Source organism: Bradyrhizobium sp. NAS80.1, from assembly GCF_001908205.1.
Lineage (GTDB): Bacteria > Pseudomonadota > Alphaproteobacteria > Rhizobiales > Xanthobacteraceae > Bradyrhizobium.
On the sequence record NZ_LGHL01000028.1, the window covers coordinates 68,756 to 94,905 of the forward strand.

Here is a 26,150-nt window from a genome sequence, read left to right on the forward strand (position 1 = left end):
GCGGCGAGTTGAGCGCCCGATCTATCGCGTAAGGGACGCGTTGCGAAATGCGGTCGGTCAGAAAATGGCTAACTTCGCTTGGACTGTCCGAGTATGCGGACCGCTTTGCCGAACATCGAATCGATTTTTCCATCCTTCAAAACCTCACGGACAAGGATCTCAAGGAGGAGCTTGGCATCGTGCCTCTTGGAGATCGCCGGAAATTGCTCCGCGCGATTGCCAAGCTTGCCGGGGCTGCCTCCGCCACGCGGAGGCCTGCGCCTGGGTCCAAATCGAGCCCACGGGACGAAGCCGAGCGCCGTCAAGTCACGGTGATGTTCGCCGATCTGGTCGGTTCGACCGCGCTTTCCACGCGCATAGACCCGGAGGACTTGCGAGAAGTCATTTCCGCCTATCAGAAATGCGTCGCCGAGACCGTGCCCCACTTCGGCGGGTTCGTCGCCCGGTATGTGGGCGATGGTGTCCTCGTGTACTTTGGTTATCCGCATGCTCATGAGGACGACGCCGAGCGAGCGGTCCGGGCTGGGCTCGAGCTGATTACGGTCGTTGCCGGGCTCAAGATGCGCGCTCCTCAGCAAGTCCGGGTCGGTATTGCAACCGGAGTGGTCGTGGTCGGGCACCTGATCCCATCGGGCGAGTCGGAGGAGCGCGGGATGGTGGGCGAGACGCCGAATCTTGCGGCGCGCCTGCAAAGCATCGCCGAACCGAACACAGTCGTCATCGCCGAAAGCACGCGAAGGCTTCTCGGCAGTTTCTTCCAGCTCGATGACCTCGGGATGAGGAACCTCAAGGGCATTGCCGGACCGGTGCAGGCGTGGGCAGTGCTGCAGGCCAGTTCCGTGGCAAGCCGCTTCGAGGCGCTGCACGCGTCCGGCTTGACCGCGCTCGTCGGGCGCGAAGAAGAATTGGAATTGCTACGGCGGTGCTTCTTCAGGGCGACGGAAGGTGAAGGGCAGGTGATACTGCTCTCCGGCGAGGCCGGTATTGGGAAATCACGGCTCACGAGCGCGTTTGTTCGACTTCTTGCTGGCGAGCCACACATACGCTTGCGCTATTCCTGCTCTCCGCAACACACTGACAGTGCGCTCTACCCGATCATCGGCCAAATCGAACGTGCTGCCGGACTGGCGCGCGAAGACACCTCGCGGGCGAAACTCGAAAAACTCGATGGGTTGCTCAAACAGACCTCGACGTCCGCGACGGACGCTGCGCTCTTTGCCGAGATGCTATCGCTGCCGAACGACCGACGCTATCCCGCAGTCGAACTCACCCCGCGGCAGCGCCGTCAAAGAACACTGCAAGCAATCGTTCTGCAAGTAGAGACTCTGGCCCGCTCCTGTCCGGTGCTGATGGTCTTCGAGGATGCGCATTGGTCCGACCCTACCAGCCTGGAACTATTGGGTCGGGTGGTGGACCGGATTCGGACACGAAGCGTGTTGCTGGTCGTAACCTTCCGGACGGAATTCAAGCCGGGCTGGATCGGAAAGCCGCATGTGACCTCCCTTAGTCTCAATCGGCTGGCGCCCCGCGAGGTCGGCGCCATCATAGACCACATCGTCGGAAGCAACCCGCTGACGGCGAGCATGCGGCAGGACATCATCGAGCGTACGGACGGCATCCCCCTGTTCGTGGAAGAGATGACGAAGGCAGTGCTGGAGGCAGCGAGCGAAAGCGAAGCGCAGCGGGCCGCCGCCTTGGTTCCTTCGCCAGCACTGGCGGTCCCCGCAAGCTTGCACGCATCGTTGATGGCGCGGCTCGACCGGCTCGGCCCCGCCAAGGAGTTGGCGCAAATCGGGGCGGCGATCGGACGCGGGTTCTCCCATTTCCTGCTGTCTGCGGTCGTGCGCAAGCCGGAAGCAGAGCTGCAATCGGCACTTGACCGTCTTATTTCGGCTGGCTTGCTGCTCAGGCGAGAGGGCACGCCGTACGCGACCTACTGCTTTAAGCATGTACTGGTACGGGATGCAGCTTACAGCACGCTGCTGCGCGAGCCGAGACGTGCGCTTCATGCCAGAATCGCCGAGACCCTCGAAAGTCACTTCGCGGAAATCTCCGAGAAGCAGCCCGAGCTGATTGCGCATCACTACCGAGAGGCGGGCGATGTGGCAAAGGCCGTCGGTTACTTGTCTGCCGCCGGAGACCGCGCGCTGTCGCATTCGGCGCTGAAGGAGGCGCACGAACACATCACCCAGGCGTTGCAGCTGATTTCCGCATTGCCTGACGATGACATCCGACGGCATGGTGAGCTGAAGCTGCAGACTGCACTCGCCCGAACGCTGCAAGAACAGAAGGGCTACGGGGATCGGCAGGTGGGCGAGGCCTACACCAAGGCGCGCGAATTCTCGAAACGCGTGGCCGATGCGGGGATGCATCTCGCGGCGCTCTACGGGCTGTGGGCGTATCATTACCTCAGTGGCCAACCCGCCGCGATGCTGGAGCAAGCCAACGAATTCCTGGCCCTTGCCGAGCGCGAAGACGAAGCGGGCCCGATCATGGTCGGGTACCGCCTGGTCGGAACGTCGCGTCTGATCAACGGGTACATCGCAGACGCGAGCGATGCACTGCATCAGGCGCTTGTGCGCTACGATCCCGACGCGCACGGCGCCGCCTCGCCGGCCGGGCGGAGCTTGCGCGCGCGCTTCGGCCATGATGTGGGCGTGACGATGCACTCGTATCGATCATGGGCGCTGTGGCTGTCTGGCCAGCCTGCGGATGCAGAGAAGGCTGCGGAAATTGAGCTGGAACGGGGCCAAGCGTTGGAGCACGACGATCAGTCACGGCTCTATGCCCTATGGCATGCCGGGATGACGTATGTGCTGTTGCGCAATGAGGACAAGGTGGCGGAGATCGGAAGTCAGCTAACAGAGCTCGCCGATGATCGCCAGCTTCCGTATTGGCAGGCACTCGGTAATTTTTTGTGCGGCTGGCGCGCTGCGCGCGGAGGCCAAGCGGGAGACGCGGTCCGGCTGCTGGACGAGGGGCTGCGGCTTTGGGCGCAAACGGGCTCACGAATATTCCGCCCGATTTTCCTGGCGTTCCTCGCCGAGGCCTATGCCGCTGATGACAAGCCAGACCTGGCCCATCGCACCTTCGAGGAAGCGCTTCGGACTACAAACGAAACCGGCGAGCGATGGGCTGAACCTGAAATCCATCGCCTGTTCGGTGATTTCCTCACCCGCCGCGGATCGGGTGACGCGGCGATCGCCAGTTACGAGCAGGCGATCACCGTCGCCCGCGGGCAGGGATCACGATCGTTCGAACTGCGTGCGACAACGAGCCTCGCCCGTGTCTTGTCCGATCAGGACAGACATACGGAGGCGCATGACCGTCTCCTGAACATCTATCGGTCCTTTGACGCAGGGTGCGATGCGGCGGACTTGGCCGACGCGAAGGCCCTGCTCGACGAGCCGCCATCCGCATCGTGACGGCGCGGCCAGTGCGATGCCTCAATTGATGGCCCAACCCGGGATTACGGGATTACAGTGACAGTGCACTCAATGATTCCGGCCGCTTTCGTGGGCTCGAAGGCTTATGAAATAGGTGCACAGTCACCGTAATACCGAAAAACTCACTCGGGATTGTCCAGCTTGTCCAGCTCAGCCCTCGCCAGCGCCGTGGCTTTCTCGATGGCCTGTTCTCGCGTGACAGTGTTGGGGTTCAACCGGCGTGAGACAAGGTTGTCCCAATAGAACCGGACCGACTTCCGTCCGTCCGCGAACCACACCTCAACGCTCCCGCAGTCGTCGTCTACGCCACGGTGAGGGATGATGCGGATGGGGTCGCCTTCGGCCATGGGCGAACGCTACCATTCCGGCAGGACGGGGGCAACGACGGCATGTGTGGCCGCTGATGAGCGTTCGCCCCGCCCGGACCTCGGATGCTAACGACGGGCAGAAACGAGAAGCATCATTGGCCGCTCCAACTCTTCCGCGAGCTCAGGCGTTTGTGCGATCTGCTCGGGCGACGGGGCAAACTCTTCGACGGCAAGGAGCTGGAAGCCGGAGCGGATCAATGTGTTGAGCGTCGTGCCGATGGTCCGGTGATACTTGATCACGCCTTTCGCAAACCAGTCGGTCTGGCGCTCGCCTTCGATCGAGTAGCGATTGACCGGCCAAGTCTTGCGCCCGCCCTCGTCGGCGATCCAGTGCGGATGGACCGCTGCCATGAAGATCGGATGCTCGATGGTGAATACGAGCTCCCCGCCAGGCGCGAGCGCCTGATGGATCATGCGGATGAGACGGTTGAAATCCCTGATGTAGTGGAAAGCGAGTGCACTGTAGGCGAGATCAAAGGCTGCCTTTGGCAACTCCACTGTCTCCAGATCTGCAATCCGGTATTCGATTTCGCGATCGTTGGTATCCGCCTTTGCTCGGCTGATCATATTTTCAGAGAGGTCCAGGCCAAGCACCGAGCTTGCACCTTGCTCACGCATCCAGCGCGCTGCCCAACCAAAGCCGCACCCCAGATCGACCACGCGCTTGCCGGAAACTGTCGGCAACATCGCACGTATGGCATGCCATTCGGGCGCGCCGTCGAGGCCCCGAATCTGTCTCGAGAGCTGGCTGTAAGCGGCAAAGAAGTGCGGATTGTCGTAGATATTCTGTGCCATGGTGTTCTCCATCTTTTTGGACGGGGACGAGGCACATTCACAACCGAAAAACCTCGTCCGCAAGGGCGAGGCCAAGTTGGCGATACGCTTGATCAGTTAGCGCGGTCGACATCCCGGCATCCCACCCGTGGTGATGCCGGCAAACCGGGAAACGATATGCGTGTCCTTGTCGACCATGCGTTGAACATCTCTCAATCGTTGGCCCCGGTCAAGCAGGAGCATAGCGCAATGGCTGCTTTGCCCGCATCCCCGTCATCCCTCACTTGAGGTTTCTCGCTCGCGCAACTCGAGCGAACCGATAGAAGGCCTATCTGTTCGTCACGGCAACATTGGAAACCAGGACGTAAGCGAAGCGATCCCTGCCGCTTCCCGAAGCTATGCTTGCTGAACGAGCGAATGCAACGCCTGAACCGCGGCCTCGCGGCTCTCCACGGGAACGAACAGACTGACCGAATGCGGCGACAGCACGTAACTGTCGGGGACGATGCCGTGATGTTCGAGGACCTGCAACGCGCGGAACGGCAATTCCGACGAAACGCCGCCGAAGCAGGTGAGACTCACCGAGCTCGAGGCCTCGCGCTGCTTGCGCAGATCCTTGGCATCCTCCAGCGTGCGCAACAGGGCATCCAGCCATTCCGTATCACAGGCCACGGTCAAGTTGGTTTTTCCCGTCGTGAAGTGTGATGCGAGGAGCTGCGGCCAGGACAGGCTGTTTTGCTTCAGATGCTGCGCGAATTTCTCGAAACCTTGATTGAGATCAGTGGAATCGATTTCCACGTACTCAATGCGAGCCATCGAGTTGACGGCAAGAACTCTTCCGTTTTCCATGCCCACAACCTCCTTCATCACTTGCGTGCTGTCTTCGACGCCGCTCCACTGCTTGAGAACCAGGGGTACATCCTGGCTTTGCGCGAGCTCCACGCTCCGAAAGTGCAGGATCTTTGCGCCCCAGAAGCACATTTCGGACAGCGATGCGAAGTCCACGCGCCGCAGCGGCTTTGCATCCGGCACGATACGCGGATCGGCCGAGCAGATGCCGTCGACCTCCTTGATGATTTCACAGCGGTCGGCTTTCAGCGCCGCGGCCATCGCGACGGCCGTGGTGTCGCTGCCGCCACGGCCAAGCGTGGTGATCTCCCTGGTCGCCGGGTTCACGCCCTGAAATCCGGCCAGCACCACGACGCGCCCGCGATCAAGTTCCTCGCGCACCCGAATGGGCCGTACATCCAGAATGCGTGCCGAGGAATGGGAGTCGTCGGTCATCACGCCGGCCTGGCTGCCGGTGAAGCTGATCGCGGGCACGCCGAGATCGGAAAGCGCCATGCTCATCAGGGACATGCTGATGCGCTCACCGGTCGTCAGCAGCATGTCGAGTTCACGGCGATTGGGGGTCAGGCTTACCTGATAAGCCATCTGGATCAATTGGTCGGTAGTCGTGCCCATGGCGGAGACGATCGCCACGACACGATGGCCCTGTCCATGCAGGTCAGCGAGACGGCGCGCAACCGCGCGGATCTTCGCCGGTGTTGCGAGACAGACACCGCCATATTTCTGCACAATGACCGGATGGTTGCTCATCTAACCTCGCTCGGAAGCGACACCGCCTATCCATGTGCCGACGACTTCGAAGTTCGGGCGGAAGGCAACGAGGTCCGCGCGGTATCCGGGCGCGATCCGCCCAAGCTCGGACTCCAGACCCAGAAAGGCCGCGGGCGTCCGAGACGCCATCACGAGGGCATCGACAAGCGAGATTCCGGCCAGCGCAACCGCGTTGCGTACCGCCTCGATCATGGTGAGGTGAGCGCCCGCGAGTGTGCCATCGGGACCCGTCAGGCGATTGTCGTGCAGCGTGATTTGCCGTCCCTGCAGCATGAATTGCCGGTCGTTCGTGCCCGCCAGAGGCATGGCATCGCTGACCAGCATCAATCGATCGCGCCCCTTGCAGCGGAAGGCAATGCGCAAACCGGTGGGGTCAACGTGGATCCCGTCGCAGATGATCCCTGCAAACAGCCGGTCATCTCCCAGCGCGGCGCCCACCAGGCCCGGCTCCCGGGCGTTCAACTGCGACATGGCATTGAACAGATGGGTCACCCCCGAGACACCGCGATCGACCACCTGCCCGATTTCGGATGCCGTGGCATCGCTGTGGCCGGCCGCGACACGCAATCCGGCGCTGATCAGTTCATCGATCATGAACACGGGCACGCATTCCGGGGCCAGGGTCACAACGGAGCGGCCGCAGTCCCCAAAGCTTTTGATGGCGGCGAGATCGCGGCCGTTGGGCACGCGGATCTCCGCTTCCGGATGGATACCCTTGCGGGACTTGTTGAGGGCCGGACCTTCAAGATGAAAGCCGTGCACGCCGGGAATCTTGAGGCACGCCTGAGCTGTCGCAGCCAACCGCTCGATGACCTCGCTGCGGTCGGTGATGAGGGTCGGCAGGCAGCCCGTGGTTCCCGCCTCGCGATGCGCAGCGACGATGCGTCGAACGCCGGCCTCGGTCGGCTCGTCGTTGAGGAGAACGCCCCCCGCCTCCGTTCACCTGAGTGTCGATGAATCCGGGTGCAAGGATCGCATCCTGGGGAAGCCGGATCGATGCGCGCGGCTCTGACTCTCCGAGGGTGATGCCTTCAATCCGGCCCCGCGAAATCCTGATCGACCCCGGCCCACACATGGCGGTTCCGTCAAAGATTTGCGGCGCAGCGATCGTGAGAACGTCGGAAGAGGAGCAGGCGCCCATCAGGATTCATCCGAAAGTGGCAGTCACAGACCCGTGAGACGAGCGTCGTAACCTCAAATGGTCCCCATCTAGGCATTGGGGGACCCGGAGCGTAGCCCTGGCGTTAACATCCGATGGGAACAAAAGGTACCACGTATCTTGGCATTGATGGGGGCGGAACTCGCTGCCGCGCCCGGATTGAAGACGAAAACGGCAGGCTGCTCGGCGAAGCAAGCTCGGGACCTGCGACGACCCGCATTGGCGTCGAAAAGGCCTGGCGTTCCATCATGGAGGCGACAGAAGCCGCTGCCACGCAGGCGGGTTTGGCGCGCGAGGATTTCGCGCGGATGCATGCCGGAATTGGCCTCGCCGGGCTTGGCCGCCGGGGCGCGGAAGCGGCGCTCAAGAACATCGCCCATCCCTTTGCGTCCGCCATCTTCATCAGCGACGGCTTGGCTGCCTGTCTCGGCGCCCACAGCGGCGCGGACGGGGCGATCGTGGTTGCCGGCACGGGCTCGGTTGGCGTCGGCCTGATCGGCGGCCGCGAAATCCGTCTCGCCGGTTACGGCTTTCCCGTGTCGGACGAAGGCAGCGGTGCCGACATCGGCCTGCAGGTCGTTCGACTGGCGCTGCGGGCCGCGGATCGCCGCGGCGAGCTGACCCCGTTGCTTTCAGAGGTGCTGGGCGCATTCGATCATGATCCTTATCAGGCGGTGGCCTGGTCTGAAGACGCCAGGGCCACCGACTACGCAGCGTTCGCGCCAATGGTGATGCGGCACGCCAATGAGGGCGATCCGGTCGGCCGTCGCATTGTCGAACGCGCGGCCGATGCCATTGGCGATCTGCTCGATCTGTTCCTGGCGAGAGGAATTGATAGGCTCGCACTGGTGGGCGGGCTCGCGGATGCCATTACGCCCTGGCTGACGCCCGATCTGCGCGCCCGCCTGAGGCCTCCTGACGCCGACGCGGTGGCCGGCGCCCTGCTGGTGGCGCGAGGGCGGCTTGATCTACCCAAGCCGGATCTACCCAAGCCGGATCTAACCAAGCCGGATCTGCCCAAGCTTGATTTGCCCGAGAGAGAGACCGATCATGAACAGGCATCGAAGTCCCGCGGATGAGGGCGCATGGATCAACCAGATGGCCACCGAAGACGTCGATCCCCGCTTTGCCGATCTTGATGCATGGTCGCTGACTTCCGCGATGGAAGCCATGTGGGAGGGTCAGCTTGCGGCAGTCGCGGCGATCGGCCATGCCCTTCCTGCAATCACTGCGGCGACCGAAGCGGCCAAGGCGGCACTGGGCGATCACGGACGCATAGTATATGTCGGCGCCGGCACCTCGGGCCGCGTGGCGGTGCAGGACGGCGCCGAGCTGACACCGACCTTCGCCTGGCCTAGGGAGCGCGTCCGCTTCATCGTCGCCGGCGGAGACAGCGCGTTCGTCACCAGCATCGAGGGCGCGGAGGACGATATCGACGATGCGGTCGCGCAGATTGATGCGGCGCGGCTCACGCCGCACGACGTGGTGATCGCCGTTGCCGCCAGCGGGACCACGCCATTCACGGTCGCGGCGCTGCAGCAGGCAGGCTCTTTCGGTGCTGTGACGATCGGTATCGCCAACAATCCCGGCACCGCACTCCTGGCATCGGCAAAGTTTCCGATCCTGATTGAGACCGGCCGCGAGCTGATCGCCGGATCGACGCGGATGAAGGCGGGTACCGCGCAGAAGGTCGTGCTCAACCTGATCTCCTCAGGGATCATGCTGCGCCTTGGCCGGGTGTATCGCGGCATGATGGTGAACATGCCGCCGACCAATGCCAAGCTGAAGCGGCGTGCAGAGGCCATGGTGGCGCAAATCGCGCACTGTGATCCCTCGCAGGCGGCACGCTCGCTCGAGCAGGCCGAAGGAGACATCAAGACGGCAGCCCTTCTGGCCTTGGGCATCGACAGGATTGATGCCGAGACCGTTCTGAAAAACTGTGACGGCAACCTTCGGCGCGTATTTGCCGAGCTCGCCAGGAATCGCGAATTGCATCGCGACCGGCACCCAAAGGGAACGGCCGCGCACAATCGAGGCGGGGCGGTCGAGCCGTGACGACATCCGCGATGGCGAGTGAAATCGGGGAGAGCGCGGATGTCGTCGCCAACATAGTTGGCAGCCGCCCCGCCACGCGCGACATCGCACAGCGAATTGGGATTGGCTCCCTCCCCCTGTGCGTCGTGTGCGGCCGGGGAAGCTCCGGGCATGCCGGAGTCTTTTTGAGATACCTCGTCGAGACGCGGCTTCGCCTGCCCGTTTCAGCCAGTGCTCCGTCGGTGATCACGGCATTTCGTACGCCCTTGATGTTGCGCCATGCGCTGTTCATCGTGATCTCGCAATCCGGGCGCAGCCCGGATCTCGTCGCAGCGACCAAATCGGCCCGCGCTGCGGGCGCCCGCACTGTTGCCATCGTCAATGCGACGTCGTCGCCGGTAGCTGACGAGGCGGAATTCGTCGTTCCGATCGAAGCCGGCGAAGAGCACTCCGTAGCGGCGACCAAGACCGTGATCGGCTCGATGGCCGCGAGCGCCGGACTTGTTGCCGAGCTGGCGGACGATCATGCGCTGCGGTCGGCGCTCGACAGGCTGCCTGAGCGCCTTACCCACGCGCTGGCGCTTGACTGGTCCGAGGTTGCCGATGATCTCGCCAAGGCGTCAGCCGTGTTTGTGGCGGCTCGGGGCCTGGGCCTGGGATCGGCGCGGGAAGTCGCGCTCAAACTTTCGGAAATCCTGCGCCTGCCTTCCATTGGTCTGAGCTCCGCCGAGCTGCAGCACGGGCCGCGGGCCGCGTTATCATCGCGCACACCGGTTGTCATGATGCGCCTCATGGATGAAACGGCGGCTACGGTGGACGCACTGGCAGAAGAACTGCTCGAGCAAGGGATCACGCTGCATCTATGCGGCGGACCGCATGGCTCGCTGCCCTGGCTGGCCGAGGATGACCCCGCTACCGACCCGATCACCATGCTCGTTCCAGCCTATCGGATGATCGAGCAGGCGGCGCGCGCCTGCGGATTTGACCCGGACCGTCCCCCTCGCCTGAGCAAGATCACCGAGACGTTTTGATAGCTGGCTGCTCGCTGGCGACCGAGAGCCGGAGCAGCGCCGCACCAGCAAGGCACTAGCTGTTCTGGGGTTGGCAAGCGAACTCGAGACGAATGCCGCCGGGGGCCGCTACCATAAAGTGGACCTTGGGTCCCTTTCCGACAGGTTCAGGCGCAAACTCCACAGCGACGCCTGGCCACATCGAGACTTTTCGAAACAGTATGTTGAGGCTTTCGATATCGCTGACCTTCAGTGCAAGGTGATGCAGTCCCAGGTTCTTCTTTCTGTCGAATTCGGTGTAGACGGCGCCTTGCACTTGCCAGAGCGTAATCCGATCGTGACCGTCCGAAACGAATACCGCCGGATAGCTCGGATTGCCCCCGACGACATTCCAACCCAGGCACCCGCAGAAGAACTGTCTGGACGCCTCAAGGTCGAGAACCGTAAGACCGACATGGTCGATGCCAGTCGTCATAGTCAGAGCCTGCTCTGGCTGTCTCTGATCTGCACCCATCGTCTTTCCCAATGTCTCGTCGAAACGGAATTTCCGTTCCGAATGCGAATTGAGAGAAAGTTAGGGCTACCCGCACCTGACGCGAAGCCCCGCCGTCCGGAAGACACCATTGCGTACAGCGAACGAATACGCGCCTGTGCTGCTGTTCTCAAAGCGGAGACGCAACGACATGACCGTTCGATGCTTGAGGCAAGCCGAAGTCGATGGTCGAATTGCATCAACAGTGCTGTATTGGAAGGCGCTCGGAAGCGAGTGCGGGTTGAGAAACCCTACTTTTTGCCGCGAGCTCCGATCGACATCACCATTTCGGAGGACGTCTCTCCACGAAGGCCCGCAGACCTTCCTGTGCGGCGTCGGTAACTGCCACGTTGCAGATGTCCTCGACTGCGTTCGCGATGCTCCGGCGATAGTCCAGATCGATCTGGCGCATGAAGGCGGCCCGGCCCAGTCGCACGACGGTCTCGGATTTGGACGCGAATTGCGCCGCGAGATTCATCGCCGCGGAATCGAGTTCGGCGTCGGGAACAACTCTGTTGACTATTCCCAACTCGAACGCCTCCCTGGCATCGAACGCACGACCGCTGAAGAGCAGTTCGAACGCCCTGTGACGACCAATCAGTCGTGGCAGATGCGCATAATGAATCCCGGGGATGATGCCGACGTCGATTTCCGGATAGCCAAAGGTAGCGCTTTCGCCGGCCAACACCACGTCACAGGACACCGCCATGGTCATGCCGCCACCACGTGCGGCTCCGCCCACGGCCGAGATCGACGGCTTGCCGAGATTATACTGCGCATCGTACAGGCCGATGTAGAGCTCTTGCACGAACTCACGGATCTGCTCGCCGGATTTGCCAAGCAGGATATCGAGATCGAGGCCGGCCGAAAATCTCCTCGCGACAGCACTGGAGAGAACGACGACACGTGCCGTCTGGTCGGCGGCAGCGCGCCGGAAGGCGGCCACCACCGCGCGTATCATCTCGAGACTTAACGCGTTCACCGGCGGTCGCTGTAGCGTGATCCTGGCGACGTTTCCGGAAAGCTCGTAACGAACGGTTTCCGCCGCGCTGTCAGATTCTTTCGTCATTCATCAACCCCGACGTTCCTCGTGCCGATGGCGCGCAGGATCAAAAGCAACAGCCATCATCCTCAGTTCGCGGCCTTCACCAACGGACACTTTCCTTCCGAAAGCGGCCGATAGGCTGTCGCCGCGTCGATCTTGCCGATAACCTTCAAGTCATCGAATTTATACTTCGACTCCGCCGGCGACTTCACTTCAACCATCATGAGATCTTCCAATACGCGACCATCGTCCCGGATCGATGCGCCATGGACGAAGACATCGTTGACTTTCATTTCGCGCATCTTCGCAGCGACCTTCTCACCGTCCAGCGTTCCCGCTTCCTTGGCCGCTTTCAGCCAATGCAGGACGCCCGAATAGGTCAGGGACTGCACCGTCGTCGGCGGATTGCCGCGGTAACGCTTCATGAACTCACGCGACCAGGCTCGTGTCTTGTCGTCGATGTCCCAGTGAGTAGCGGTCGCGAACTGCAGGCCCTGAGCGGCCTGCAGTCCAATCGCCTGGATATCGCTGGTGAAAACGACAAAGCCGACGACATGCTGGCCGCCCTGCGTGATGCCGAATTCCTGAGCTTGCTTCAACGCGTTGCTGAAATCGCCGCCGCCGTTGGCCAATCCAACTGCCTTGGCCTTGGAAGCCTGCGCCTGCATCAAGAAGGAGGAGAAATCAGAGGTGTTTAGCGGATGCATCGCGTGGCCCAGAACCTTTCCACCAGCGGCCTGTACGGCCGCGGCCGCATCCCGGTAGAGCGATTGGCCGAAAGTGTAGTCGGCCGCCAGGAAGTACCAGCTATCAAGTCCCTTTGCGACCGCCGCCCGCGTGGGCGCTGTGGAAAGGGCGTAGGTGTCCGGAATGAACTGAAAGGAAGTGGGAGCGCACGAGGGCCCGGTCAGCGTCGATGCGAAGCCTCCCGCGATGGCAAAGACGAATTTCTTTTCGCGCGCCAACTCCTGCACGGCGGTCGCAACCGAGCTCGGACCGCCGTCGGCGACGAGAGCAACGTGGTCCACATCAACCCATTTTCGGACGATCGACGACGCGATATCGGGCTTGTTCTGATGGTCGGCGTGAAGAACCTCGATCTTGCGGCCCAGCAGTTCACCGCCGAATTCCTCGACCGCCATTCTCGCGGCAACCGCCGAGCCCTCTCCGCTCAAGTCGGCGTAGAGGCCCGACGAATCATTGAGCACGCCGATCCGGATGGGATCATTGTCGGCAGCAAAGGCTCCGGGGGCGACCGTCGTGAGAGCCAGCGCCGCAATTGAAATGATCTTCCTCATCGAGCACTCCCATATTGTTTTGTTTCGCAGCTTCCGCTGCTTCGTCTTCGGCGACACCAGTGCAGCCCTGCGGCCTCGCCCACTCGCTCGCAGACCGGTCACCCCTTCGAAGATTTTGAAGGCGTTTCACGCGGTTCGAATACGATCCCGCGCGTGATCATGTCGTCTATGTCGGACTGATCGAAGCCCGCTTGCCGGCACACCTCTCGCGTATCGGCGCCCAGAGTTCGCGGCGTGGAACGCACCGTACCCGGCGTGCGCGACAGCTTGATCGGGATGCCCAGCGCCTTGTACGCACCCTCCTCGACGATCATCGACCGATGCGCGGTGTGCGGTGCCGCCAGCACCCCCGGCACGTCAAGGACTGCGCTTGCCGGAATTCCCTTCGCGAGCAGCCGGGTGCTCAGGGCTTCCGCGTCCTGGTCTGAGAGGTGAACCTGGAGGAGGTCGTGCAGCTCGGCCCGGTTCTTCACCCGCAAGGCGTTGGTGCCGAACCGTGGATCATCCGCCAAGCCTGCGCATCCCAATTCACTGCACGCGGCGGTGAACTGTCCGTCATTGCCGACGCCCAGAAACATCGGTCCGCTCTTTGTCTGAAACTCCTCGTAGGGCGCGATGCTCGGATGCTGATTGCCGGTCCGCGCCGGCACCACGCCGGCTTGAAGGTAACCTGCGGCGTGAGGGTGAAGATACGACAGTGCACAGTCGTAAAGGCAGACGTCGAGCTTCTGCCCGAGCCCCGATCGCTCCCTTTCATAGGCGGCCAGCAATATCGCCGCGAGCGCGTTCATGGCGGTGCCGAGGTCGACGATCGACATGCCGACGCGCGTCGGACCGGTTTCGGCCCGCCCGTTGACGCTCATGCAGCCGGCGATGGCTTGCACGACGGTGTCGTATCCGGGCAATCCGCCAAGAGGACCGTCTTCGCCAAAACCGGTGATGTGACAATAGATGAGCCGGGGGAATCTTTTCGACAGGACATCGTCATAACCGAGGCCCCAGCGCTCGAGCGTTCCCGCCTTGAAATTGTGGACCAGAACGTCCGCCCCCTCGAGCAACCGCAGGAGCAGATCGCGGCCTTCGCTCTTCGACAAGTCGGCGGCTGCATGCATCTTGTTGCGGTTGATGCCGCTGTAGAAGGCGCTTCCCTCCGGCCCGAAGGGTGCCCATGACCTGGTCTCGTCGCCCGACGGCGGCTCGATCTTGATCACCTCCGCGCCGTGATCGCCCAAAATCTGCGTGCATACGGGCCCGGCGAGCACCCGAGACAGATCGATCACCTTGAAGCCTGCCAAGGCGCCACCGCTCGATTTATCTTTCGAAATGCGGTCCATATGTTTCATATACTGAAATTATGTTTTTCTTTTTGACACGTCAAGGGCGGATGTGGCGAGTTCGATGTGCGATAACCTTGAACGACTCGTCCGGGCGGGAGATGGGAGAACGGGAAACTGAATGTCGCGAAGACGAGCCATAACGGGCGATCGCCCTGTCAGCGATGCGGAGGCCGGGGAGCGCGGATCGAACCCGAGTGGAGCCCTGTTGCGCGGACTGGAGGTGCTTGAGGCGTTTTCGCCGGAGCGCGCTATGCTCGGCAACGCCGAAATCTCCGCGGCAACGGGTCTTCCGAAGCCTACAGTATCGCGGCTGACCCGCGCCCTCGTCGAGGCCGGTTACCTCGAATACGAACCCATCCGCGGCAAGTATCAATTGCGTCCGCGGGTCCTGACACTGGGCTTCTCTGTTCTCAGTAACATGAAGGTCCTGCCGATCGCCCACGAGCAACTGCAACGGCTCGCGACCGCCAGCGGTTGCGCAGTCTCACTCGCCTGGCCGGACCTGCCGCACATGATCTATCTGGACCGATGCATCGGAGAGGCGTTGCCTTACTTCTTCAGCGTCGGATCTGCCATCGACATGGCCAGAACTGCGACCGGCCGCGCCTATCTCGCGTCCCTTGATCCGAAAGCCCTCGAAAGCATGCTCGCGAAACTCGCGCCTTACTACCCGGACGACTGGCAACCGTTGCGCGATGCCATCATGCTCGCAGTATCTGAGGTCAATGAAAGAGGATTCTGCCTCGTGGACACGACGTGGCGCCAGAATATCCGGGGCGTCGCGGCTCCCCTCGTCTCGAGGGATGGTCGGACGCGGATGTCGATCAATTGCGTCACGCCCACTTTCGCGATGGACCAGGAAACGTTGGTGGGGAAATGGGGCCCCCTGCTTGCGAACACAGCCCAAGCGCTCTCGATGTATCTATAGCTTCAATGCGGCGAGGATCTGCCCTCCCCTGATCAGGGCCAGCTACATCACGCAGTCGCGCGGCTCGCCCTTCTCCGGCAGCGAGGTCTTTACGATTTCAATCCCACGGCGGCTTGCCCCGGAAGGCCTCGACCAGGAAATCCACCATGACACGCACCTTCGCACTGACGTGGCGGCGGCTCGGATAGACGACGAGCACGTCGATCTCGGGTGACTGATAGTCCGGGAGCAGACGGATCAACCGGCCCTGCCGAAGGTACTCGCCGATCAGGAACGTCGGCTGCAGGATGAGTCCGAATCCGGCCAGTGCCGCCGCACAGGCCGTTTCGCCGTTGTTGGAATGGAGGATATTGGACACCGGCACCGCGTGAACCTTGCCGGCCTTATCAAGCAACCGCCATTCGTTGACCGACGCGGAATAGGAATAGGCAATGCAAGCATGGTTCCTGAGTTCGTCGGGCGTTTGCGGCGCGCCATGCCGCGCGACGTAGTCCGGTGATGCACAGACGAAATGATGGACGGCGGCGAGCTTGCGGCTGATCAACGCTGGCGATCCGCCGCGCGAGATGCGGACCGCCAGGTCAAACCCCTCGTCGACGAGATCGACGAGCCGGTCGACCAGGCTGATGTCCAGTTCGATATCCGGATAACGCGCCATGAAGCGCGGCCATAGCGGCGCAAGATGAAGGATGCCGAAGCTGAGTGGCGCGTTGATCCGCAGACGCCCGCGCGGCTGCATTGCGGCTGAGGACGCGATCGCCTCGGCCTCGGCCACTTCGTCCAGGATCGAGATCGCGCGGTCATATAACGTCTTGCCGGTTTCGGTCAGCGACAGGCGCCTTGAGGTCCGATTGAGCAGGCGCGCGCCGAGCATCCCCTCCAACTCGTTGACGTAGCGGGTGACATTGGCCGGCGAGGTCTCGAGCTTGTCCGCGGCGCGGGTAAAGCTGCCTTGACCAACCACCGTGGCGAAAACCTCGAAAGCACGCAGACGGTCCATGGGCGCCTCGATCATTCAGGAAAACTGAACTATATAGTCAGTTTCTGCGCCTACTTTCCAGCTTTGTGAGGGTCTAGGTAGTTTTTCATGACCCGCGATTGGCGCGGCCGAACGGGAGAACCGACATGGCACAGGGTACGGGACGTCTTTCAGACAAGGTTGCAATCGTGACCGGCGCGAGCTCGGGCATCGGCCGGGCCACGGCCAAGCTGTTCGCGGCCGAGGGCGCCAAGGTGGTGGTCGGCGCGCGGCGCGAAAGCGAGCTCGCGAGTCTGGTCGAAGAGATCAAGGCCAGCGGCGGCTCGGCTGTCGCGCTCGCGGGCGATGTGCGCTCGGAAGATTATGCCAAAGCCCTCGTCGCATTGGCCGTGAAGACATTCGGCAGGCTGGATATCGCCTTCAACAACGCCGGCACGCTCGGTGAAGGCGGCGCCTCGACCGGCGTCTCCGAGGCCGGCTGGAACGACGCCGTCGCGATCAATCTCACCGGCTCGTTCCTTGGCGCCAAGCACCAGATCGCCGCGATAGCCAAGCACGGCGGCGGGTCGGTGATCTTCACCTCGACCTTCGTCGGCTACAGTTCCTCGTTCCCCGGCGTCGCCGCCTATGCCGCGAGCAAGTCGGGCCTGATTGGCTTGACGCAGACTCTTGCCGCCGAGTTCGGCCCGCAGAACGTCAGAGTCAATGCGGTCCTGCCCGGCGCGATCGAGACCGAGATGTATCGGGAGATGAACGACACCCCCGACAAGGCGGCCTTCATCACCAACCTGCACGCGCTGAAGCGCGTGGGACGGCCGGAGGAAGTCGCGCGCTCGGTGCTTTACCTGGCGTCCGAGGATTCCTCGTTCGTCACCGGGACCGCCTTGCTGGTCGACGGCGGCCTGTCGATCACCCGCACCTGAGGCGGTCGATTAACCGCGGCATCATTTGAGGAGGCTGACATGGGATTGCTGGTCGACGGTGAATGGCGAGACACCTGGTATGCGACGAAGGCAAGCGGTGGCCGCTTCATTCGCAAGGACAGCTCCTTCCGCAACTGGGTCACGGCCGACGCCAGCGCCGGCCCGACCGGAATTGGCGGCTTCAAGGCCGAAGCCGGCCGCTATCACCTCTACGTCAATCTCGCCTGTCCATGGGCACACCGCACGCTGATCATGCGCGCGCTGAAGGGGCTCGAGGACAATATCTCGGTATCCGTGGTGCATTGGCTGATGCTCGAGCATGGCTGGACCTTTGCTGACGGCCCGGGAGTGGTCCCCGACACCGTCTACCACGCGCAGTTCCTGCATCAGATCTATTCGGCGGCCGATCGATACTACACCGGTCGCGTCACCGTTCCCGTGCTGTGGGACAAGCACACCGGCAGCATCGTCAACAACGAATCGTCAGAGATCATCCGGATGCTGAACTCGGCCTTCGACGAGGCCGGTGCCGTCCCCGGCGATTATTATCCGGCAGCGCTGCGCGAGGAGATCGACACGATCAACGCGCGCGTCTACGACACCGTCAACAACGGCGTCTACAAGGCAGGCTTCGCAACGACGCAGGAGGCCTATGAGGAAGCCGTTGTGCCGCTGTTCGACACGCTGGACTGGCTCGAGCAACGGCTTGCCGATCGGCGCTTCCTGCTCGGAGACGGCCTGACCGAGGCCGATATCCGCCTGTTCACGACGCTGGTGCGCTTCGATGCCGTCTATGTCGGGCACTTCAAGTGCAACATCCGGCGGCTGGTCGATTATCCTAATCTGTCGGCCTTTACGCGCGACATCTACCAGTGGCCGGGCATCGCCGAGACGGTGAATTTCGAGCACATCCGGCGGCACTATTACGAAAGCCACCGCTCGATCAATCCAACCGGGATCGTTCCGCTCGGTCCTGCGCTTGACTTCACCCTGGCGCACGGTCGCGAACGCTTGGCCGGAGCGAACACTGCCTCGGTCGGCAGCTTGATCGATAGCGCGCCCATGCACTCCCGTTCTCGCGACAGATTGCAAATCGACGAACGCTGATACACAAGAGGAAGAGCCGTCATGCCCCGCCGTCACGCGAACCAGTTCGCTTCATTGCTGACCGCCGTCACGCTCGCGAGCAGCGTCCTTGCCTTGACCGGCGGCGCCCTGGCGCAATCGGCAACCGCCCAGCCGGCCGGGCCGCAGAAGCGCGTGCAGTCGATCGGCATCGGTCTCGAGGAAATCGAATACCCTTATCCGGTGCGGTTCCTTGACCTCACCATCGAAGGCCAGCAAGTGCGCATGGCCTACATGGACGTGCCGCCCTCCGCTGCCGCGAACGGCAAGACCGTCGTGCTCCTGCATGGCAAGAGCTTTTCGGGCAACTACTGGGCGCACATGGTTGCGACCCTGACGGGCCAGGGATATCGCGTGATCGTTCCGGATCAGATCGGGTTCGGAAAATCGTCGAAGCCCGATATCCGTTATCACTTCGATCTTCTCGCGCGCAACACCAAGCTGCTGCTCGACAACCTCGGCGTGAGTCGTGCGGCGATCGTCGGCCACTCCTTCGGTGGCATGCTCGCGGTTTATTTTGCCCGCAATTATCCCGAAACGACGGCCGTTCTGGCACTGGAGAATCCGATCGGCCTCGAGGACTACCGCAGCGCCATCCCGCCGCAGCCGATCGAGGCCCTGGTGAAGACCGAGATGTCTCAGACGCCGGAAAGCTACCGTGCCTTCATGGCGGCCTTCTTCGTCGGCTGGCCGGCGACGGCGCAGCAATATGTGGACATTTTCTCGGGCGTACTGCTGAGCGCTGAGTATCCGCGCTGGGCGCGGGCGTCGGCGCTGACCTACGACATGATCTTCAACGAGCCGATCCGTCACGAATATCGCCTCCTGAGGATGCCGGTCCTGCTCACGATCGGGCAAAACGACCGCAGCGTATTCTTCCGCCGTTATGCATCGCCGGAAGCGATCAAGCCGCTCGGCAATTGGCCGGAACTTGGTCGCCAGGCCGCAAAGGATATCCCCGATGCCCAGTTGATTGAGATCGACCATGCCGGCCATCTGCCTCACATCGAGCAGCCGGAGCAGACTGAGGCAGCTCTCACGGCATTTCTCGCAGAGCGGTTTCAATAGTCGGCGGAGCTCTGTCGGCTTTATCTCGTCGGCGCTCGCTCGCAAGGCGCCTTGTCGGGTTCGAGCAGTGACCTCAAGCGGCCTGCTATTTCCTCTGCGGAGAGAGCATCGCCAAAGTGAGCCGCAAATTTGCCCTGAGGATCGATGAGATAGGTTATCGCAGTGTGCGGGATCACGTAGTCACCCTTGCTGGCGTGATCATCCCGTCTTTCCGCAAAGACGCGAAACGCTCCTTTGACCTGATCGATCTGCTCCCGCGAGCCCGTCAGCCCGGTAAATCGCGGATATGATCGCAAAAACGCGCGCATCACGGCCGCTGTGTCACGTTCCGGATCGACGGTGATGTAAATCGGCCGTATTCGGTCGGCGAGTGGACCGAGCGAATCCAGCGCAACGGACAGCTTTGTCAGCGCACGCGGGCACACCAGCCGACAATTGGTGAAACCGAAGAAGATCAGAACGTGGTAACCGCGATAGGTCTGGTCCGAGACCTCGTGACCATCATGATCCATCAGGCGGAACGGTCCGCCGATCGACGCCGGCGATGAACTCCCAGCGCCGCTCACTTGGAATCCTGTTCGCCAGGTTCAAACGCCATCACGCATGAATGTGCAAAACGCTCGGGACAATGGAGCACCACGTCGGCGCCGTCAATTTCCACCTGAACAGCTCCCGCGATCTGCACGTTGGTCCCCGAGCCGCGCGCGAACTCCGCTCCGTCACAAGCCAGCGACCATGGACCGCGGGCTAACGCCCTTGCGATACGCACGATACCATCGCCCGAAACGTCGCGCCGCCGCTCGACCGCGAAGTTCAGCCGGTTGTTCTCTGGATCAAATATCGCACGGCTGATATCGACATCTGATCCGACAGCGACGATGGCCGGCTCCTCAAAGTGAGCCGGCTCCCAGGGCTCATTGTACAAGTGCCAGAGCCCGTCGGGAATATTGAGCCGAGCGTACCCCAACAGCACGTTTCCAGACATCGGTTCGACCAACGTCCGGACGCCTTCGGCATTCTCGACCAAATCGTTCCGTGGATAGTACAATCCGCCGTCAAGCCAGGCCGGAGCCATGTAACGATCCGCGTGCGCGAGTAGCCCGCGCAGCGTTTCGGCATCTCCCATTTCCGAGACCCAAGCAGTGATCCACCCGAAATCGCAATCGTCGGTGACGATACGCTGACCCATGACTTCCGGCCGCGCCGGCACATTGATCGAAAGCGCGCCGTCGACGCCGGGTTTCAGAAAGTCGCGGATCTGCCTCGGATAATGCGCATGGACAAAGTCGCGATTCCACATGTTAAGCAATGCACCCGTCCACGCATCGACCCACGGCGCCTTACCAATATTCTGACGCACCGCCTTCGTATCCTGGGCCATCATGATGTGATAATGGCCGTTGTCACCGATGCGGCCAAAATCCTTCCAGGCCTGCTCATAGCTTCGTGTCACCTCCTCCGCAATCGACCCGCCGTTGATTAGATCATGCATGCGGAAGCCGAGAATCGCGGGCTGATTGCATATCTGAAACACGCAGTTCGGCTCGCAGGCGACACCAAGGTAACCGGATTCAACCATCTGCCAGTAGATGTGATCATTGAGCGAATTCTGGTCGTACTCGAAGCACTTCGCCTCGCCTCCCCAAAAATAGGACCAGAACCGGAAAGTCAGCGCAGCCGGCTGTGCGTAGCGAGCATCGTTGAAGAGATAACCATACAGCAGTGCCATCGATTGAACGTAGGCGCTGTACATGATGTTATCTCGACCGACCGGATTCCATTCCTCGCGATAATTCGCCGCGAGGTGAGCGTTGAAGATGCTTCCGCCGCGGCTCACATCGCGCCAGTACATCCAAACTTCCGGCAAAAGCATCTTTTCGATCAGCCGCTCGAAGACCGGCTTGAACACACCGGGCGCCGCAGGCAGTCGATGCCTATGCGTCAGCGCCAGGGCGTAAGCCATGTAGGCGAGCTGAAAGCGAAAGCCACCAAAATCCTCCTGCCCGTACCCCTTTCCTTTCATCAGCTTCCATTGATTGGGCGGCTGTCGGGAGAGATTGTCGAAATGACGGATGTGACCTATCTGCAGCTTGTCCAGACTCTCAAATGCATAGCGGCTGCTCATGGACATCTCCCGAGACCGAGCGTTGCCGAACCTTACACCATCACCACCATCTTGCCTCAGACATTTGACCGGATAGAGATAGACGATGCCTTCGAGATCGCTCCGGAGCAGCGGCAGCGCCACGCGTAACATGCCCGATGTGACCATCTCGGTCCGCACAGCAAGATCGGCGCCTGCCGCACATCGGCATTTGCTACGCTAGTGCCAGGACCAGCAGACAAACACGACGGAGAAAGCGCTCTCCGTCAGGATGGGTTGAGGGACCGCCAGTCACGGATTGCTGATCTTGGCGATCCAATAGTTGTTGTAAATATCGCGGATCATGTTCCTGTTCTCCACGAACGGCGAAGTTTGGCGACGCCGTGCTGAGGCTTTCTCAGATAGCAGATGGGGCCTGGCCCTGCTCGCGCTGATCGCCTTTGCAGATAGTTCGGTCCTTCCGCTTCTGCCGGACCTGCTGCTCGTGCCGATGTTGCTCATACGGCCGGATCGGAGCGTTCTGCTGTGCACCGTCTGCGTCGTCGCGGCGTCTGCCGGGGCCCTCCTTGGCTACGGCATCGGCCATCTCGCCTGGGCCGCGGTTGGACAGACGCTCGTCGATTTCTACGGCCAGGCTGACAACTTCGAGCGCTACCAGCGCCTGGTCGAGGATTGGGGTGTCTGGATCATTATCGCCAAGAGCTTCACGCCGATCCCGTTCAAATTCATCGCTATTGCTGCCGGCGTTGCATCGATGAATGTCTTGACCTTCATCGTCGCCTCCGTGATCGGTCGCTTCCTGCATTTCGCGATTGTGACGGCCCTCGTCGTGTTCTGGGGAACCCATTTTCTGCACTCGATTGAGAAGTATCAGCGATGGCTCGTCGGGCTCGGGCTTCTCACGGCGATCGGCCTTGGCATCGTCTACTCCTTCCGCTAACCAACGCCGGCCTGGTTGATGCGGGCTGCCGAGCATTTAGCGGACATCCATTCTCGCGAGTAAGTCGAAGTCCTCAGTTCGAGCTGATGACCCGACACCCATCTATCACTAGACTGGATGTTGGTACGGCTGCTGATGACCGTTACCGTGCTGCAACCGCTCACTCGAGGAGGGCCGCCTGTGACCACGCTAGTCGAGCGCCTCGACTTGCCCGCCGCGTTGCTGCGCGCGCGCAGTCGGCGCGAAACTGAAACTGACACCGTTCAGTTTGCGCAGGCCGCGCTGGCAGCGGCTAAGCAGGAAGGCCTGCGGCTGGCGGTGCGAGTGCGCTATGTCGCGCTTGCCGTCATCGCCTGCCTGTTGCCGATTATCAACCCGGCATGGGAGCAGCTATATTATGTGGCGCTGCTGGGCCTGTTCGCGCTGATCGGCTGGGCGCAGGCCAGGGTTGGGCGGGTCGGCGTGTCGAGACCGGAGCTTGCGCTGCTGTTCTGCGACCTCGCGCTGCTGACGTTCATCATCGTGGGGCCAAATCCCTTCGGCTCCGGACACTGGCCGGCGGCGATGCAACTCCATTTTGGCAACTTCATCTATTTCTTCGTGCTCCTGTCGGGCGCGACGCTGGCCTATTCCTGGCGCACGGTCATCACGGTCGGAACATGGACCTCCGCCCTCTGGATCATCGGAATTGCCTGGGTGTGGTGGCAGCCAGATCGCGATCCCGCGCTGACCGCCCGCATCGCGGCGGCGCTCGGCAGCGATCACAGGCTGTTTCACCAGATCTCACCCAACTCGATCGTGTTCGGCGAGCGCATTCAGGAGATCGTCGTGTTCATGATCGTCGCGGTGACGCTCGCCGTGGCGGTGCGCCGCAGCAATGATCTCCTGATCCGCCATGCCGCGGTGGAGCGCGAACGCGGCAATCTCGCGCGCTACTTCTCGCCGAACGTGGTCGAGGAATTGTCAGGGCATGACGAGCCACTGAAGCAGGTGCGCACACAAAACGTCGCGGTGCTGTTCGTCGACATCGTCGGCTTCACGGCCTTTGCCGATGCGCGCACGCCGGACGAGGTCGTGCACACCTTGCGCGAATTCCACGCGCTGATGGAGCAGGAGGTCTTCCGTCACAGCGGCACGCTGGACAAATATCTCGGCGACGGTCTGATGGCGACGTTCGGCACGCCGTTCGTCGGAAAGGCCGACGCCATAAACGCCCTACGCTGTGCGCAGGCGATGATGACGGCGGCGGATCGATGGAACGACCGGCGCAAGGCGGCCGGCGAGACTCCGATCCGCGTCAGTTTTGGCTTGCACTATGGGCCGGTGGTGCTCGGCGACATCGGGCTGACCTGTCTCGAGTTTGCGGTGATTGGTTCGACAGTGAACGCCGCAAGCCGGCTCGAAGCCCTGACCCGAACGCTCGACTGCGCGCTGGTGGCGAGCGACGATCTCGTCAGGCAGGCCAGGACCGAACTCGAAAGTGCAGAAGCGGCGTTTCGTCCCCTGATGGCCCAGGCCCCGCAAACCATCCGCGGGCTCGATCAGCCGATTGCGGTCTGGACGCAAGCACGCGCGGAGGAGTGATCGGTCGGGGTGATCGCGGGCGGCTTGCCGGCCGGCACTTGACCGAGTGCCTCTGGCAAAGAGTTCGCCCGTCAGACACCGATTGTATATCCGCCGTTCACCGAAAGATGCTGGCCGGTGATGTAGCTGGCTGCCGGCGACAGCAGGAAGCAGACCGGTTGCGCCGCCTCATCGGGAGTGGAAAAACGCCGCATCGGTATCTGTGACATAAAGGTTTCCCGGAACTTTTCCGACCGAGCCGTCTCGGTCATCTCCGTTTCTACGACGCCGAAACAGACCGAATTGACGCGAATGCCGCGCGCTCCCCATTCTCGCGCCGCGCTCATGGTGATTCCCATCACGCCCGATTTGGCGGCGCCATAATTTATCTGGCCGATCGTACCGCGGCGGCCGGCATCCGACGAGATGTTCACGATCACCGCCGGTGACGTGTCACCCGTCTCGATGCGATCCATCATGTGCCTTCCCACAGCCTGTAGACAATAGAAGACGCCAGACAGATTGACGTCGATGACCTGCTGCCATGTCGCTTGCGACATCTTGTGAATCATCGCCGCGCGTACGATACCCGCGTTGTTCACCAGGCCGTGGATCGCGCCGCGCGCTCGAACCACGTTGTCGACCAACGACTGCACAAATTGCGGGTCCGCCACGGAGCCGACATGAGCGTCTGCGCGTTCTGGCCCGAGATCGGCGACTAAGGTCTTGAGCTTGTCTTCCTTCAAGTCCACGAGCGTAACGTGTGCACCAAGTTCGACGCTCTGTCGGGCGACGGCCTCACCGATGCCCTGGACCGCACCGGTGACGATAATGTTGTAGTCCGCAAGGGTCATGGGGTTCTTCATGGTTCCTCCAGGTCGGCTTGTTGGGATTCTGCGACGAGCGCATTCGCCGATTCAATAGGAGCGCAGCATACCGAGATCGTGTTGCGCAACATAGTCTAGCTAGGACTGGCAAGATCAGCCGGCGTCCGATCGCAACCGGTCCAGTCGGTCGGCTGCGCTTTGCTTCTTCAATGCATGGGGGTGATCTGAACGTTCAACTATTCTTTGCTACGAGACGCCGATGAGCGCCACAACATGCGAGCGCTCAGAATTGAAATGGACTAACCGAAACCGACACCGTTCCATCCGGTGCTTGTTCTACCTCAAACTCCACCTGCTTTTGCGCTGTCACATCCTCCACCGTCGCAGACAATACCCCACTGCAAGTCACTGCTCGCTGGTCCTTGCTTCTTGAATTCGTGCTTATATCATCACCCAACCTGTAGGACGCCCCCTGTCTCGCCTTTTCCCAAACTGCCAATTTTTCAGCTTCTGTGCTCGCACTATTTACTCTTGCTTCAACCACGCTCGAATGCCTGGCAGCGTAGTTGACAAGCGCATTATTGCCGTCGCCCGAAACGACCTTAACCACCGCGTTGCGCGTATCCAAAGAATCACACTCAGGCCCGGCCTCGCCGCCGCAACCGCTCAGCACAAGCAAAACAGGAAGACTCCCCAGAACCGTCTGCCGCTTCATCGAGCGCTCACGATTATCTTTCGGTGTCCGACAAGGCCTCCTGTTACCGGAGCGGACGCCATTACTGGTCATTTTCCATCCGAGTACGGCAAGTATGGCGTGGTTCTTCCTTGCCGGGCACACCCGGTTTGGCACAGATATGTTTCATGAGCAGTATATCGTAACTGACCCGCTTCGTATCGTTAGAAGTGCCTGCTGCTCTTCCCGTTCTGGATCACAATGCGACGCGCCCTTGGCGAGATGCCGACGTCTGAATCGACCTCGATTGTGTTGCAAAACTCCGGTTGAGGCGACTCGCGAACCGTGATTCCGTTGGTTTGAGGCGGCATTTGCGGGAGCAGCGGATGTTAGGGCG

23 protein-coding genes are annotated in these 26,150 nt (G+C 61.7%); 10 read left to right on the top strand and 13 right to left on the bottom strand.

What is annotated here, in order from left to right; translation table 11 throughout:
• Positions 1–47: 47 nt before the first annotated feature.
• The gene (locus AC629_RS07500; RefSeq protein WP_084804090.1) at positions 48–3,425 is read left to right on the top strand and encodes an AAA family ATPase; all 3,378 of its coding nucleotides are present in this window, start codon (positions 48–50) and stop codon (positions 3,423–3,425) included.
• Positions 3,426–3,568: 143 nt separating this feature from the next.
• Here the strand turns inward: AC629_RS07500 and AC629_RS07505 are convergent, their stop codons facing one another.
• The 4 genes from AC629_RS07505 to nagA all read right to left on the bottom strand — a co-directional run bounded on the left by AC629_RS07505 (position 3,569) and on the right by nagA (position 7,090).
• Positions 3,569–3,793: a hypothetical protein gene (locus AC629_RS07505; protein ID WP_084804091.1), complete on the bottom strand. Its 225-nt coding sequence runs from the start codon at positions 3,791–3,793 to the stop codon at positions 3,569–3,571.
• An 87-nt stretch (positions 3,794–3,880) separates the two neighbouring features.
• Complete coding sequence (locus AC629_RS07510; RefSeq protein WP_084804092.1) at positions 3,881–4,609, bottom strand: class I SAM-dependent methyltransferase; 729 nt, start codon at positions 4,607–4,609, stop codon at positions 3,881–3,883.
• A 375-nt stretch (positions 4,610–4,984) separates the two neighbouring features.
• Positions 4,985–6,187 (bottom strand): aspartate kinase, encoded by a 1,203-nt coding sequence (locus AC629_RS07515; RefSeq protein ID WP_084804093.1) that lies wholly within the window; start codon positions 6,185–6,187, stop codon positions 4,985–4,987.
• Positions 6,188–7,090 (bottom strand): N-acetylglucosamine-6-phosphate deacetylase, encoded by a 903-nt coding sequence (gene nagA, locus AC629_RS07520; protein WP_245331751.1) that lies wholly within the window; start codon positions 7,088–7,090, stop codon positions 6,188–6,190.
• Between the two features lie 372 nt (positions 7,091–7,462).
• On the opposite strand from nagA, the gene AC629_RS07525 reads away from it, so the two are divergent.
• Genes AC629_RS07525 through AC629_RS07535 form a run of 3 tightly spaced genes read left to right on the top strand, consistent with a single transcriptional unit; the run spans position 7,463 to position 10,432 of the window.
• Entirely contained in the window at positions 7,463–8,446 is a 984-nt protein-coding gene (locus tag AC629_RS07525; protein WP_084804094.1) for a glucosamine kinase nucleotide-binding domain-containing protein, read from the top strand.
• Positions 8,447–8,465: 19 nt separating this feature from the next.
• Positions 8,466–9,422, top strand: a complete 957-nt coding sequence (locus tag AC629_RS07530; RefSeq protein ID WP_084804095.1) for an N-acetylmuramic acid 6-phosphate etherase — start codon at positions 8,466–8,468, stop codon at positions 9,420–9,422.
• A gap of 11 nt (positions 9,423–9,433) precedes the next feature.
• The gene (locus AC629_RS07535; RefSeq protein ID WP_084804096.1) at positions 9,434–10,432 is read left to right on the top strand and encodes an SIS domain-containing protein; all 999 of its coding nucleotides are present in this window, start codon (positions 9,434–9,436) and stop codon (positions 10,430–10,432) included.
• A 55-nt stretch (positions 10,433–10,487) separates the two neighbouring features.
• Here the strand turns inward: AC629_RS07535 and AC629_RS07540 are convergent, their stop codons facing one another.
• The 4 genes from AC629_RS07540 to AC629_RS07555 all read right to left on the bottom strand — a co-directional run bounded on the left by AC629_RS07540 (position 10,488) and on the right by AC629_RS07555 (position 14,620).
• Positions 10,488–10,886 carry a VOC family protein gene (locus AC629_RS07540; protein ID WP_245331749.1) on the bottom strand — a complete coding sequence of 133 codons (399 nt, stop codon included), beginning with the start codon at positions 10,884–10,886 and terminating at the stop codon, positions 10,488–10,490.
• Positions 10,887–11,223: 337 nt separating this feature from the next.
• Positions 11,224–12,012, bottom strand: a complete 789-nt coding sequence (locus AC629_RS07545) for an enoyl-CoA hydratase/isomerase family protein (protein WP_084804097.1) — start codon at positions 12,010–12,012, stop codon at positions 11,224–11,226.
• Between the two features lie 62 nt (positions 12,013–12,074).
• Positions 12,075–13,286, bottom strand: coding sequence for an ABC transporter substrate-binding protein (locus AC629_RS07550; RefSeq protein WP_084804098.1), 1,212 nt, complete (start codon positions 13,284–13,286; stop codon positions 12,075–12,077).
• A gap of 98 nt (positions 13,287–13,384) precedes the next feature.
• Positions 13,385–14,620 (bottom strand): CaiB/BaiF CoA transferase family protein, encoded by a 1,236-nt coding sequence (locus AC629_RS07555; RefSeq protein WP_084804099.1) that lies wholly within the window; start codon positions 14,618–14,620, stop codon positions 13,385–13,387.
• A 208-nt stretch (positions 14,621–14,828) separates the two neighbouring features.
• Between AC629_RS07555 and AC629_RS07560 the strand changes: the two genes are divergently transcribed.
• The gene (locus AC629_RS07560; protein WP_168195419.1) at positions 14,829–15,551 is read left to right on the top strand and encodes an IclR family transcriptional regulator; all 723 of its coding nucleotides are present in this window, start codon (positions 14,829–14,831) and stop codon (positions 15,549–15,551) included.
• A gap of 97 nt (positions 15,552–15,648) precedes the next feature.
• Here AC629_RS07560 and AC629_RS07565 read toward each other — a convergent pair whose 3' ends face one another.
• Positions 15,649–16,551, bottom strand: a complete 903-nt coding sequence (locus AC629_RS07565; RefSeq protein ID WP_084804111.1) for a LysR family transcriptional regulator — start codon at positions 16,549–16,551, stop codon at positions 15,649–15,651.
• Positions 16,552–16,676: 125 nt separating this feature from the next.
• Between AC629_RS07565 and AC629_RS07570 the strand changes: the two genes are divergently transcribed.
• Genes AC629_RS07570 through AC629_RS07580 form a run of 3 tightly spaced genes read left to right on the top strand, consistent with a single transcriptional unit; the run spans position 16,677 to position 19,646 of the window.
• Positions 16,677–17,453, top strand: coding sequence for an SDR family oxidoreductase (locus AC629_RS07570; protein ID WP_084804101.1), 777 nt, complete (start codon positions 16,677–16,679; stop codon positions 17,451–17,453).
• 39 nt (positions 17,454–17,492) lie between these two features.
• Positions 17,493–18,560: a glutathione S-transferase family protein gene (locus AC629_RS07575; protein WP_084804102.1), complete on the top strand. Its 1,068-nt coding sequence runs from the start codon at positions 17,493–17,495 to the stop codon at positions 18,558–18,560.
• Between the two features lie 21 nt (positions 18,561–18,581).
• The gene (locus AC629_RS07580; protein WP_084804103.1) at positions 18,582–19,646 is read left to right on the top strand and encodes an alpha/beta fold hydrolase; all 1,065 of its coding nucleotides are present in this window, start codon (positions 18,582–18,584) and stop codon (positions 19,644–19,646) included.
• 20 nt (positions 19,647–19,666) lie between these two features.
• Here the strand turns inward: AC629_RS07580 and AC629_RS07585 are convergent, their stop codons facing one another.
• Entirely contained in the window at positions 19,667–20,212 is a 546-nt protein-coding gene (locus AC629_RS07585) for an SCO family protein (protein WP_245331750.1), read from the bottom strand.
• Positions 20,209–21,771: a linalool dehydratase/isomerase domain-containing protein gene (locus AC629_RS07590; RefSeq protein WP_168195420.1), complete on the bottom strand. Its 1,563-nt coding sequence runs from the start codon at positions 21,769–21,771 to the stop codon at positions 20,209–20,211. Before AC629_RS07590 ends, AC629_RS07585 begins: the two co-directional genes overlap by 4 nt.
• 322 nt (positions 21,772–22,093) lie before the next feature.
• Between AC629_RS07590 and AC629_RS07595 the strand changes: the two genes are divergently transcribed.
• Positions 22,094–22,690, top strand: coding sequence for a YqaA family protein (locus AC629_RS07595; protein ID WP_084804105.1), 597 nt, complete (start codon positions 22,094–22,096; stop codon positions 22,688–22,690).
• A 180-nt stretch (positions 22,691–22,870) separates the two neighbouring features.
• Positions 22,871–24,274: an adenylate/guanylate cyclase domain-containing protein gene (locus tag AC629_RS07600; RefSeq protein ID WP_168195421.1), complete on the top strand. Its 1,404-nt coding sequence runs from the start codon at positions 22,871–22,873 to the stop codon at positions 24,272–24,274.
• A 71-nt stretch (positions 24,275–24,345) separates the two neighbouring features.
• Here the strand turns inward: AC629_RS07600 and AC629_RS07605 are convergent, their stop codons facing one another.
• Complete coding sequence (locus AC629_RS07605; protein WP_084804106.1) at positions 24,346–25,119, bottom strand: SDR family NAD(P)-dependent oxidoreductase; 774 nt, start codon at positions 25,117–25,119, stop codon at positions 24,346–24,348.
• Between the two features lie 244 nt (positions 25,120–25,363).
• Complete coding sequence (locus AC629_RS45035) at positions 25,364–25,795, bottom strand: hypothetical protein (protein ID WP_143198978.1); 432 nt, start codon at positions 25,793–25,795, stop codon at positions 25,364–25,366.
• Positions 25,796–26,150 lie beyond the last annotated feature (355 nt).